Below are 12,036 nucleotides of genomic sequence, written 5' to 3'. Positions count from 1 at the left end.
CCGGCAACCGTAACCCCAACGGGGAAAGGAAGTTACGTGCTCGACGTCAACTTCTTCGATGAACTCCGCATTGGCTTGGCCAGTGCAGAGGACATCCGCAATTGGTCCTACGGCGAGGTCAAGAAGCCGGAGACCATCAACTACCGCACGCTCAAGCCCGAGAAGGACGGCCTCTTCTGCGAGAAGATCTTCGGCCCCACCCGGGACTGGGAGTGCTACTGCGGTAAGTACAAGCGTGTCCGCTTCAAGGGCATCATCTGTGAGCGCTGTGGCGTCGAGGTCACTCGCGCCAAGGTTCGTCGTGAGCGTATGGGTCACATCGAACTGGCCGCACCGGTCACGCACATCTGGTACTTCAAGGGTGTTCCGAGCCGTCTCGGTTACCTGCTCGACCTGGCTCCGAAGGATCTCGAAAAGATCATCTACTTCGCTGCCTACGTCATCGTCGGCGTCGACGAGGAGCTCCGTCACAACGAGCTGTCCACCCTCGAAGCCGAGATGCAGGTCGAGAAGAAGACCGTCGCAGATCAGCGCGACGCCGATCTCGAGGCACGTGCGCAGAAGCTCGAAGCCGACATCGCCGAGCTCGAGGCAGAGGGCGCTAAGTCCGATGTCCGCCGCAAGGTCAAGGACGGCGGCGAGCGCGAAATGCGTCAGCTCCGTGACCGCGCGCAGCGTGAGCTGGATCGTCTCGACGAGATCTGGACCACCTTCACCAAGCTGAGCGTCAAGCAGCTCATCATCGACGAGCTCCTGTACCGCGAGCTGGTCGACCGTTACGGCGAGTACTTCACGGGTGCGATGGGCGCAGAGTCCATCCAGATCTTGATGCAGAACTTCGACCTCGACGCCGAGGCAGAGTCTCTCCGTGAGACCATCCGCAGCGGCAAGGGCCAGAAGAAGCTGCGTGCACTCAAGCGCCTCAAGGTGGTTGCGGCATTCCAGACCAACGGCAACTCGCCGATGGGCATGGTCCTCAACGCTGTTCCGGTGATCCCGCCGGAGCTTCGCCCGATGGTTCAGCTCGACGGTGGACGTTTCGCGACGTCCGACCTCAACGACCTGTACCGCCGCGTCATCAACCGCAACAACCGCCTCAAGCGACTGATCGACCTCGGTGCTCCCGAGATCATCGTCAACAACGAGAAGCGGATGCTGCAGGAGTCGGTCGACGCCCTGTTCGACAACGGTCGTCGTGGACGTCCGGTCACCGGACCGGGTAACCGCCCGCTGAAGTCCCTGAGCGATCTGCTCAAGGGCAAGCAGGGTCGTTTCCGTCAGAACCTGCTCGGTAAGCGCGTCGACTACTCGGGTCGTTCCGTGATCGTCGTCGGTCCTCAGCTCAAGCTGCACCAGTGTGGTCTGCCCAAGCTGATGGCTCTCGAGCTGTTCAAGCCGTTCGTGATGAAGCGTCTGGTCGATCTCAACCACGCGCAGAACATCAAGTCGGCCAAGCGCATGGTCGAGCGCAAGCGCGTCCAGGTGTGGGACGTCCTCGAAGAGGTCATCGCCGAGCACCCCGTGCTGCTCAACCGTGCACCTACGCTGCACCGTCTGGGTATCCAGGCATTCGAGCCGCAGCTCGTCGAGGGCAAGGCCATTCAGCTCCACCCGCTGGTGTGTGAGGCCTTCAACGCCGACTTCGACGGTGACCAGATGGCTGTTCACCTCCCGCTGTCGGCAGAGGCTCAGGCCGAGGCCCGCATCCTGATGCTGTCCTCGAACAACATCCTCTCGCCTGCTTCGGGTCGCCCGCTCGCCATGCCGCGTCTGGACATGGTCACGGGTCTGTTCCACCTGACCCGTCTCGACGAGGGTGTCACCGGTGAGCTCGTTGCTCCGACCAACGACGAGGCAGAGCAGGGCGTGTACTCCTCGCCCGCCGAGGCTCAGATGGCAGTCGACCGCGGCGCGCTCTCGGTTCAGGCTCAGATCAAGGTGCGTCTGACGCAGCAGCGTCCGCCGCGCGACCTCGAGAACGAACTGTTCCCCGAGGGCTGGAAATACGGTGACGGCTGGACCGCCACCACGACACTCGGCCGTGTGCTCTTCAACGAGCTGCTTCCGGCGGACTACCCGTTCGTCAACGAGCAGATGCCGAAGAAGCGCCAGGCGACGATCATCAACGATCTCGCCGAGCGGTACCCGATGATCGTGGTTGCTCAGACCGTCGACAAGCTCAAGGACGTCGGGTTCTACTGGGCCACCCGTTCGGGTGTCACGGTCTCGATTTCCGACGTGCTCGTGCCGCCGGAGAAGCCTGCCATCATCGAGGACTTCGAGGCTCAGGCCGACAAGATCGAGAAGCAGTACCAGCGTGGTGCTCTGGACAAGAAGGAGCGCAACAGCGCTCTGGTCACCATTTGGCAGGAAGCGACCGACAAGGTCGGCAAGGCCATGGAGGCTCACTTCCCCGACAGCAACCCGATCCCGATGATCGTGAAGTCCGGCGCAGCCGGCAACATGACTCAGGTTCGCTCGCTCGCCGGTATGAAGGGTCTGGTGACAAACCCGAAGGGTGAGTTCATCCCGCGTCCGATCAAGTCTTCCTTCAAGGAAGGCCTGACCGTTCTCGAGTACTTCATCAACACGCACGGTGCTCGTAAGGGTCTGGCCGATACCGCACTCCGCACCGCCGACTCGGGTTACCTGACCCGTCGTCTGGTGGACGTTTCGCAGGACGTCATCGTCCGCGAGGTCGACTGTGGAACAGAGCGCGGCATCGTCACCACGATCGCCGAGAAGCAGGCCGACGGCACGATGATCCGCGATGCTCACGTGGAGACCAGCACGTACGCCCGTACCTTGGCGGCCGATGCAGTCGACGCGAACGGCACCGTCATCGTCGAGCGTGGCCACGATCTCGGTGACCCCGCGATCGATGCTCTGCTCGAAGCCGGCATCACGACGGTCAAGGTCCGCTCGGTCCTGACCTGCACCACCGGCACCGGCGTTTGCGCCACTTGCTACGGCCGTTCGATGGCCACCGGCAAGCTGGTCGACATCGGTGAGGCTGTCGGTATCGTCGCCGCACAGTCGATCGGTGAGCCCGGTACCCAGCTGACCATGCGTACCTTCCACCAGGGTGGTGTCGCAGGAGATGACATCACCGGCGGTCTGCCGCGTGTCCAGGAGCTGTTCGAGGCACGTGTGCCCAAGGGCAAGGCTCCTATCGCGGACGTCACCGGTCGGGTACAGCTCGAAGACGGCGATCGTTTCTACAAGATCACCATCGTTCCGGACGACGGCGGCGAAGAGGTTGTCTACGACAAGCTCAGCAAGCGTCAGCGTCTGCGCGTCTTCAAGCATGCCGATGGTCGCGAAAGCCTCTTGGCTGACGGTGACCACGTCGAGGTCGGACAGCAGCTCATGGAAGGTGCTGCCGATCCCCACGAGGTCCTGCGAGTCATGGGTCCGCGTCAGGTTCAGATCCACTTGGTCAACGAGGTCCAGGAGGTGTACCGGAGCCAGGGTGTGTCGATCCACGACAAGCACATCGAGGTCATCGTGCGCCAGATGCTTCGTCGCGTGACGATCATCGATTCCGGTGCCACCGAGTTCCTGCCCGGTTCGCTCACCGAGCGCGCCGAGTTCGAGTCGGCAAACCGCCGCGTTGTCGCCGAGGGTGGCGAGCCCGCAGCCGGCCGTCCGGTGCTCATGGGTATCACGAAGGCGTCGCTCGCGACGGATTCGTGGCTGTCCGCGGCATCGTTCCAGGAGACCACTCGTGTCTTGACCGACGCGGCTATCAACTGCCGCTCGGACAAGCTGATCGGTCTGAAGGAAAATGTCATCATCGGTAAGCTGATCCCTGCCGGTACCGGTATCAACCGTTACCGCAACATCCAGGTTCAGCCCACCGAAGAGGCACGCGCCGCTGCTTACGCAGTGCCGTCGTACGACGACCAGTACTACAGCCCGGACGGCTTCGGCCAGAACACCGGTGCTGCAGTTCCGCTGGACGACTACGGCTTCAGCAACGACTACCGCTAAGCGTTAGTTCGTAGAAAATCCCCCCACCTCGAAAGAGGTGGGGGGATTTTTCATGTCGCTCGTTTCAGGAGTTGCTGCCGCTGAGGTCCGGGATGACGATCTCCTGGACAGCCCACTTGTTGCCGTCGGGGTCGGCGAAGTAGATGAACCGCCCCCAGGCCTGGTCGTCGATCGGGCTGATGTCGATGCCGCGGCTCTTGAACTCGCGCTCAGCCTCTTCGATGTCCTTGACCACTACCTGCATGCCGACGACGGAACCGGGCTCGGCGTCGGTGATTCCCTTGCCGATGCAGATCGAGCAGGCCGAACCGGGTGGGGTCAGCTGGACGAAGCGCAGGTCCTCGCTGACCGTGTGATCGTGGTCGGCGTTGAAGCCGAGGCGGACGTAGAAGTCCTTGGCGCGGTCGATGTCGGTGACGGGAATGGCGACCAGTTCGAGCTTGATGTCCATGACGTGCCCTTCATGTGATGGTGGATTCCGGCGACAGGTCCAGTGTTGCGGGTATTGCGGTCAGAAACGGTCCTCATTAGGCGCCCGGATGAAACTTTCCGAATTCCTTGTTGCTCCGAGAGTGCTTCTCTCACTTCTCGACCGATCCCGAACCAGGAGCGGATACCCCGACTCCGCAGCTCTGACGCATTCCGTCGAACGCGCCGCGCACGCCGACGCTCTCGGCTACCACCGGTTCTGGGTGGCCGAGCATCACGCGGTGCCCGGGATCGGGAGCGGGTCGCCGGCAGTACTGCTTGCCGCGATCGGCGCGCATACGCGCGATATCAGACTCGGGAGCGGTGGGGTCATGCTGCCGAATCACCAACCGCTGATCGTCGCCGAGCAGTTCTTGATGCTGGAGGCTCTGTACCCGGGGCGAATCGATCTCGGCCTCGGCCGATCGCTRGGATTCACGGAGCCTGTTCGTCAGGCACTACGACGCAGCAAGGATGTTCCGGACACGTTTGCGTCAGATCTCGATGAGGTGAGGCGCTATCTGGACGGATCCGCGGCAGTGACGGCACGGCCGGCGTCGGAGACCGGGGTGCCGATCTTCGTACTCGCGACGCGTACAGGTTTGAAAGTGGCAGCGCAACTGGGGCTTCCGGTGGTCGTGGGTGGGCCGATACTCGGAATCGGGAGCACCGACCGGGTGGATGCATTGGACGAGTACCGCCGAGCTTTCCGGGCCACCGACGCTCATCCCGAACCCTATGTGGTGGTTTCTCTCGAAGTGGCGGTTGCCGATACCACCGACGCGGCGCGTGAGTTGCTGATCCCGGAGGCATACGCGCTCGCAGAATCGTCACGGACGGGGGAGTTTCCGCCGCTCGCGTCGCCGGACGAGATCAGGCGCGCCCCGCGCAGTGATCGAAATGCCAGGCGTATCGAGTCGTTCATGGCGTCGGCGCTGCACGGCACACCTGTCGAGGTGAAACAACAGCTTCACGATCTCGCCGAGCGGACCGGTGCCGACGAAGTGCTGGCGTCGACGTCGACGTACGACCGTGACGCGCTTGCACTTTCGGACCGCCTGCTACGTGAGGTGCTTTAGCGGTGTGGTTGATCTAACGGGGCACGTGAAACTCGAGCAGAGTGGCGACGGAGTCGTCGAGTTCGGTCCACGGCACCGGTACGGAGAGGACGGCGATCGCCGAAGTCGGGAACTTGTCGCGGATACGTTGGGCCGCTTCGGAGTTTTCGTTCGATGCGAGATCGAGTGCAGTCCAGGGAATTCCGGGTTCGTGTCCGACGATCAGGAGCGTCTTGACGTGGTCGGACGTGGTTCGCGCAGCTGCAATGACGTCTGCGGGTGAGCCGCCGTAGATGGACTTCTCGAATCCGGCGGGAGCTTCGATTCCCGTCGAGGCAAGGGTTTCGACGGTGCGCCGGGAGGTGGAGCACAGAACGGCGTCTACGGGCGGGACGTTTTCGCGGATCCATTCGCCGCCGATGCGGGCCTCGCGCAGGCCCCGTTCGGCGAGCGGACGCTCGTGATCACGGATGCCCTCGGGGTAGCTGGACTTGCCGTGTCGCATGAGGACGAGGGTGCGGTGGTCGGCCATGCGTTCACGGTATCCGCTTTGTGCCCGTCAGTCCGGTTACTCTGGATGGTCAGGACCTTGAAGGAGGTTTTCGATGGCCGGTAAGAAGCTCGATCGAACTAATGCCCGAACTGCACTCGAGGTGGTACGCGAAAGCCCCACCATCGCTTTCATCACCGTTGCCCCGGCAGTGGTCGTGTTCGGCGTGGTGTGGTGGCTCTTCGGTTTCTGGGCCGCGATTCTTCTTGCGTTGGTGTTCGGTGTCGCGGCTGTCGCGACCCAGAAACTGCGTTAGAGGGCGCTCACCTGCGCAACTGCGCGGAGCGCTTCGCCGACCAGGAACCAGACCGTGACGGTCTTGTCGTCGACGCGGCTGCGCAGGACGACGTCGTCACTGGAGACGATGGGGGAGAGGTACTCGATCAGTGCTCGATGCGGAACTGTACGCAGTTCGGTGCGCGCGCTGAGGACCTCTTCGACTGCCTGCCAGTAGACGGCGTTGTTCACGTGGTCGAACGGGTCGATATCCGTGGCGCGCAGAGCGAACGGCGTGTCCAGAACACCCGCGTCGTCTGCCTCCGGTGCGTTCTCGGCGAGGACACGCTTCCACTTCAGGCGATGCTCGTCGGTGGATTCTTCCAACGGCCGCATGAAGTCGTCGCTCATCCTGGTGGGCATGCCTGACTCGGCGCTGATGTTGATCCAGAAGCCTTCGGTTTCCATCAGCGCGCCGTTGCTGCCGTCGAAGCGCACGCGCATGTTCGCCCATCTCGTGGAGAAGCCGGAGCACCAGCGAGTCATCGTCAACTCTTCCGGCCAGATCGCCGGGCGTACGACATCGACGACCGTACGACGCACTATCCAGAGCGGATGAGTGTCGATGGCGCCGGCGGCTTCGATGTTGTCGTTGCCGATGTCCTGCAGATAACGGGCGACGGCGTCGAGCCTGACCTGCTTGGCGACGTCGATGTCGCCGGTACGGACCGGGCGGGACTTGACGAAGATCGGTCCTCTGTCTGGCTGCGGCGCGAGCGTGAGATCTGGGTTCACGTGAGATTCCTGTTCGCTGGAGTGAGCCGATTCTGTCAGGCTTTTCAGCGAGTGGCGATTATCTGCTTTCCGCAGCCGGAACCGTCGACCATTCGTGCCACGGCGACGGCGGTGTCGGCAAGGGGATGAACGGAGTCGATCACCGGGGTGATGACACCTGCGTCGATCATTGCCGTCAGCACCTCCAGATCCTCGGCGTTCTCCGAAGCCATCAAAGACCCGAGCTTCTGAGATACGAACGGAGACAAGCACAGTGCGCGGATTTGGCGATCGATTCCGCCGAGCCACCGTCCGCCGTTCTCGCCGCCCACGATCACGAGCCTTCCGGTGCGTGTGAGCGCCCGTCGAAGATCTCGCAGTCGGCGGTTGCCGCCGGTGTCGATGATGACGTCGTACCGATGCGATCCGTCGGTGGCGTCGTCGACGCGGTAGTCGAGAACCTCGTCGGCACCGAGGGAGCGGACGGTATCGGTTTTCGAGGTGCTGCATACGCCGGTGACGAGCGCGCCCATGGCTTTTGCCACCTGCACCGCGTAGATCCCGACGCCACCGGATGCACCGAGAACGAGGACGGATTGCCCCGCCTGCACACGGCCGTGGTCGCGCACGGCTTGCAGCGCTGTGAGGGCGGAGACCGGCACCGCTGCTGCTTGTGCGAACGACAACCGGGCAGGTTTTGCGGCAATCTTCGTCTCGAGTGCGCACGCGTACTCCGCAAACGAACCGACCGCGATCCCGTATACCTCCTGGCCGACTGCCACGCGGGTCACCGAACTGCCGACGGCCTCGACTCGGCCGGACACGTCCAGTCCGCGGACCCGGTTCTCAGGTCTGCGCAGTCCAAATCCCGCGAGGCGCAACGGATATGGCAGTCCGGCCATGAGATGCCATGCCCCGCGGTCGACGGACGCGGCCTCGACGCGAATCAGCACTTCGTTGTCGGCGACAGTGGGGCGCGGAATGTGGTCGAGGTAGAGAACGTCGGCTTCGCCGTAGCGATCCTGTACGACGGCGGTCATCAGTTCCTGCGGCATGCGAGTCTCCGTTCGTCGAATGCTTACACCGTAAGTATTGCACTTACGGTGTAAGTTCTGTCAATGTGGAGAAGCGCACAAGATTGACCCGAGATCACGTTGTACGCGCTGCCGTGGCGCTTGCAGATTCCGTCGGAATCGATTCGATGACCATGCGGAAGCTGGGGACCGAACTTGGCGTCGAGGCGATGTCTCTGTACAACCATGTTTCGGACAAGGGGGATCTGCTCGACGGAATGGTCGACGCGGTCTTTGCGGAGATCGATCTTCCGACGCCGGGACTGCCGTGGCGAACGGAAGTTCACGCGCGAGCGGTATCGACTCGGGAGGTGCTGGGGAGGCACCCGTGGGCAACTCCGTTGATGGAGTCCCGAACGACGCCTGGTCCCGCGACCCTGCGCCACCACGACGCCGTCATCGGAACACTACGCGCTGCCGACTTTCCGGTCGCCCTTGCTGCGCATGCCTTTTCGATCATGGATGCGTACATCTACGGCTTCGTGCTGCAAGAGGTGAGCTTGCCGTTCGAAACGGCGCAGGAAACGACGGAACTGGCGAAGGCGATCATGGGCTCGTTCGAGAGCGGTCAGTATCCGCACCTGGCCGAGCTGACCACCGAGCACGTCCTAGCTCCGGGATACAGCTACGCCGCCGAATTCGCTTTCGGTCTTGATCTGATTCTCGACGGACTCGAACGTCTGCACATCGGGAGCGAACGATGATCTGACGTGAGTACCGGGTTAAAGTCGAGAAAACCGGGTTACCGGTCCAGACTTCAGATGTCCCGAAGAGGAGCTTTCTGTGCGCGCCATGGTGGTTACGGAACTGTCCGGTCCCGAAGGAATTGTCGCGCAGGAGGTTCCCGAGCCCGCAGCCGAAGGTCTTGTTCTCATCGATGTGAAGGCCAGTGGCGTCTGCTTTCCGGACCTACTCATCACCTACGGCAAGTATCAGATCCGCCCGGAACCGCCGTTCATTCCCGGCGCGGAGATCTCGGGCGTCGTGGTCTCCGCGCCGGAAGGGTCGGGTTTCGCTCCGGGCGATCGTGTTCTCGCGGCCGCGTATCTGGGCGGCTATGCAGAGCGGATTGCCGTCAACCCGGCGCAGGTACTCCGAATTCCGGACGGACTCGCCTTCGACGAGGCGGCCTCTCTGATCATCAACTATCAGACGATGGAGTTCGCGCTGGCTCGTCGCGCGAAGATCGTCGCGGGGGAGACGGTCGTCGTGCTCGGCGCTGCGGGCGGAGTCGGAACGGCAACCATCCAGCTGGCCAAGGCACACGGGGCTCGGGTGATTGCCGTAGTGCGACGCGAAGGCGTCGAGGACTTCTTGCGTGAGCTCGGTGCCGACGAGGTTGTCGCGCTGGCTCCGGGATGGGGAGAGCGGATTCGGGAACTGACCGACGGCGTCGGCGCTCAGATCGTGGTAGATCCGGTAGGCGGGGATGCGTTCGACGACGCGGTCCGGGTTCTGGCGCCGGAGGGGCGTCTTGTGGTTATCGGTTTTGCCGGCGGCGGCATTCCTCAGGTCAAGGTGAACCGGGTGCTGTTCCGCAACATCAGCATTGTCGGCGCGGCGTGGGGCGAGTTCACGCGCACCAATCCCGAAGCGGTAGCCGAGGTGCATGCATCGCTGGTAGAACACGTCCGGAACGGCTTGCGTCCGCTGGTCAAGGCACGGTATCCGCTTGCCGACGCAGCAGTTGCCCTGGCTGATCTCGAAAGCGGCAAAGTTCTCGGAAAGGCCATCTTGCTGCAGGAATGATTCTTCGCAACGTGATGGTGCTCACCAAATAATAAGTTGCAACATGTTTTCATTTGGGCAATAGTTGCAACCGCACTACCATTTGCCAGGTGATCGCTTCCGATTCTGATGACCTGTATGGAGCACTCGACGAGTTGTTCACTCGCCTGATGAGCGCCGGTGATTCGGAGTCGATCGATGCGTTGATCGAACTGGATCTCTCGTTCTCTCAGGTGCGTGTGCTGTTCGTACTTGCACAACGTGATGCGGCGATCCCGATCAACGAGGTTGCCGACGAGCTTCGGCTCTCGGTGGCAGCTACGGGGCGGAACATCGATCAGCTCGTGAACATGGGTCTGGTCGATCGCCGTGAAGACGAGCGGGACCGACGCGTCAAGCGGGTTTCCTTGTCGGAGGCCGGTCGTAAGGTGACGACCAACCACATCGAGTGCAAGCGCGGCCAGCTTCGCGAATTCGCGTCGCGTGTTCCTGAGCCAGAGCGGATTCGTTTGTTCGAGGCTCTCAAGCCCATTCTCGCGGGTGACTATCTGCGAGCACTTAACCAGGAGACTTCGCGATGACATCGCCGAACGCGCCGGCACCGGCGTCCGACAAACTTGACGGGGCGGTCCTCAAGATCGCTTCCGTGGTGGTGCTCGGCGCCATCATGTCGATTCTCGACGTAACCGTGGTGAGCGTCGCGCTCACCACTTTTGCCGAGGACTTCGAAACTTCGTACGCCACCGTCGCGTGGACGATGACGGCCTACACGCTCGCCTTGGCGACGGTCATTCCGGTTACCGGTTGGGCTGCCGACCGTTTCGGCACCAAGCGCCTGTACATGACGGCCCTGGTGCTGTTCGTGCTCGGTTCGGTCGCTTGTGCGATGGCGTGGGACATCACCTCGCTCATCGGCTTCCGCGTGCTCCAGGGTCTCGGCGGCGGCATGTTGATGCCGCTCGGTATGACGATCATGACCCGGGCCGCCGGTCCGGACCGTGTCGGTCGTGTCATGGCAGTTCTCGGTATCCCGATGCTGCTCGGTCCTATCGGCGGCCCGATTCTCGGTGGTTGGCTGATCGAGGCCGCGAGCTGGCACTGGATCTTCCTGATCAACTTGCCGATCGGCATCATCGCTCTGGCTGCTGCGTTCATCATTCTGCCGTCCGACAAGGCAAAGCCTTCGGAGTCCTTCGACTTCCTCGGCATGATCCTGCTGTCGCCCGGCCTGGCGCTGTTCCTGTTCGGTGTGTCGTCCATCCCTGAGGTGGGAACCGTTGCGTCCGCTCGGGTTCTGGTGTCGGCCGGTATCGGTCTGGCACTGATCATCGCCTTCGTGTTCCACGCGCTCAACAAGGATCACCCGCTGATCGACCTGCACCTGTTCAAGAACCGTCAGTTGACCACCGCCGTCATCACGACGTCGCTGTTCATCGTCGCGTTCATGGGCGCCGGGTTGCTGTTCCCGAGCTACTTCATTCAGGTCGGCGGGCACACCACGCTCGCGGCCGGATTGTTGATGGCTCCACAGGGTCTGGGCGCTATGGTCACCATGCCGATCGCTGGTCGACTGGTCGACAAGATCGGCCCGGGCAAGATCGTCCTGACCGGTTTGCCGCTGATTCTCATCGGTTTGGGTGTGTTCACACAGGTTGCCTCGGATTCCCCGACGTGGCTGCTGATGGGCGCCTTGTTCGTCATGGGCCTCGGTATGGGTTGCACCATGATGCCGCTGATGACCGCAGCTATCGTGACGCTCTCCAACGAGCAGATCGCTCGCGGCTCCACTCTGATGAACATCGTTCAGCAGACCGCAGGTTCGATCGGTACCGCCGTGATGTCGGTGGTCTTGACCAACCAGCTTCTCGATCGTGGCCTCGATACGACGATGGTCGGTGCGGCGTCGCACATTCCGACCGAGCCGGGAAGTCCGCAGGAGTCTGCTGCGAATTCGATTCTCAGTGCGGCGTCGGACGCTTTCGGCAACACCTTCCTCGTTGCCACTGTGCTGATCGTCCTGACCCTCATCCCGGCGTTCTTCCTGCCGCGGAGCAAGACCACCAGGCCGGTGGCCGAGGGCGAGACGGCAACGCCGATCGTTATGCACTGACCGCTTTTCGGTAGATCGTTCGTCCAGATGAGGGCGGCACACATCTTGTGTGCCGCCCTCATCTTT

General features: G+C 62.5%; 11 protein-coding genes. 7 read left to right on the top strand and 4 right to left on the bottom strand.

Annotated features, from left to right (window positions below; translation table 11 throughout):
- The first annotated feature begins 36 nt into the window (after positions 1–36).
- Positions 37–3,993, top strand: a complete 3,957-nt coding sequence (locus tag AC1DWA_RS24285) for a DNA-directed RNA polymerase subunit beta' (protein WP_019744304.1) — start codon at positions 37–39, stop codon at positions 3,991–3,993.
- A 64-nt stretch (positions 3,994–4,057) separates the two neighbouring features.
- On the opposite strand, the gene AC1DWA_RS24280 is transcribed toward AC1DWA_RS24285, so the two are convergent.
- Positions 4,058–4,444, bottom strand: coding sequence for a glyoxalase superfamily protein (locus AC1DWA_RS24280; protein ID WP_003942070.1), 387 nt, complete (start codon positions 4,442–4,444; stop codon positions 4,058–4,060).
- 88 nt (positions 4,445–4,532) lie between these two features.
- On the opposite strand from AC1DWA_RS24280, the gene AC1DWA_RS24275 reads away from it, so the two are divergent.
- A complete protein-coding gene (locus AC1DWA_RS24275) occupies positions 4,533–5,540 on the top strand; it encodes an LLM class flavin-dependent oxidoreductase (protein ID WP_477847374.1) in 1,008 nt (335 codons plus the stop codon).
- A 13-nt stretch (positions 5,541–5,553) separates the two neighbouring features.
- Here the strand turns inward: AC1DWA_RS24275 and AC1DWA_RS24270 are convergent, their stop codons facing one another.
- Positions 5,554–6,051: a SixA phosphatase family protein gene (locus tag AC1DWA_RS24270; protein ID WP_007728426.1), complete on the bottom strand. Its 498-nt coding sequence runs from the start codon at positions 6,049–6,051 to the stop codon at positions 5,554–5,556.
- 73 nt (positions 6,052–6,124) lie between these two features.
- Between AC1DWA_RS24270 and AC1DWA_RS24265 the strand changes: the two genes are divergently transcribed.
- A complete protein-coding gene (locus tag AC1DWA_RS24265; protein WP_003941897.1) occupies positions 6,125–6,325 on the top strand; it encodes a hypothetical protein in 201 nt (66 codons plus the stop codon).
- On the opposite strand, the gene AC1DWA_RS24260 is transcribed toward AC1DWA_RS24265, so the two are convergent.
- Positions 6,322–7,080 (bottom strand): acyl-[acyl-carrier-protein] thioesterase, encoded by a 759-nt coding sequence (locus AC1DWA_RS24260; protein WP_020906825.1) that lies wholly within the window; start codon positions 7,078–7,080, stop codon positions 6,322–6,324. The genes AC1DWA_RS24265 and AC1DWA_RS24260 overlap by 4 nt on opposite strands.
- Before the next feature lie 44 nt (positions 7,081–7,124).
- Entirely contained in the window at positions 7,125–8,114 is a 990-nt protein-coding gene (locus AC1DWA_RS24255; RefSeq protein ID WP_020906826.1) for an NAD(P)-dependent alcohol dehydrogenase, read from the bottom strand.
- A 65-nt stretch (positions 8,115–8,179) separates the two neighbouring features.
- Here AC1DWA_RS24255 and AC1DWA_RS24250 point away from each other — a divergent pair, with 65 nt between their 5' ends.
- From AC1DWA_RS24250 to AC1DWA_RS24235, 4 genes are all read left to right on the top strand, one after another.
- Positions 8,180–8,836, top strand: coding sequence for a TetR/AcrR family transcriptional regulator (locus AC1DWA_RS24250; RefSeq protein WP_019744300.1), 657 nt, complete (start codon positions 8,180–8,182; stop codon positions 8,834–8,836).
- A gap of 79 nt (positions 8,837–8,915) precedes the next feature.
- Positions 8,916–9,881, top strand: coding sequence for an NADPH:quinone oxidoreductase family protein (locus AC1DWA_RS24245; protein ID WP_019744299.1), 966 nt, complete (start codon positions 8,916–8,918; stop codon positions 9,879–9,881).
- 89 nt (positions 9,882–9,970) lie between these two features.
- Positions 9,971–10,441, top strand: coding sequence for a MarR family winged helix-turn-helix transcriptional regulator (locus tag AC1DWA_RS24240; RefSeq protein WP_003941890.1), 471 nt, complete (start codon positions 9,971–9,973; stop codon positions 10,439–10,441).
- Positions 10,438–11,970: a DHA2 family efflux MFS transporter permease subunit gene (locus tag AC1DWA_RS24235; protein WP_003942006.1), complete on the top strand. Its 1,533-nt coding sequence runs from the start codon at positions 10,438–10,440 to the stop codon at positions 11,968–11,970. The genes AC1DWA_RS24240 and AC1DWA_RS24235 overlap by 4 nt, the downstream gene beginning before the upstream one ends.
- Positions 11,971–12,036 lie beyond the last annotated feature (66 nt).

The sequence above is a fragment of the Rhodococcus sp. P4_F3_2 genome, from assembly GCF_056401335.1.
The sequence above is the reverse complement of the archived record's forward strand: the minus strand, read 5'-3'. Positions and strand labels throughout refer to the sequence as shown.

Bases quoted from the DNA above. Each gene is read 5' to 3' on its own strand.
- AC1DWA_RS24280 (WP_003942070.1), bottom strand. From the start codon at position 4,444: ATGGACATCAAGCTCGAACTGGTCGCCATTCCCGTCACCGACATCGAC.
- AC1DWA_RS24270 (WP_007728426.1), bottom strand. From the start codon at position 6,051: ATGGCCGACCACCGCACCCTCGTCCTCATGCGACACGGCAAGTCCAGC.
- AC1DWA_RS24265 (WP_003941897.1), top strand. From the start codon at position 6,125: ATGGCCGGTAAGAAGCTCGATCGAACTAATGCCCGAACTGCACTCGAG.
- AC1DWA_RS24255 (WP_020906826.1), bottom strand. From the start codon at position 8,114: ATGCCGCAGGAACTGATGACCGCCGTCGTACAGGATCGCTACGGCGAA.
- AC1DWA_RS24235 (WP_003942006.1), top strand. From the start codon at position 10,438: ATGACATCGCCGAACGCGCCGGCACCGGCGTCCGACAAACTTGACGGG.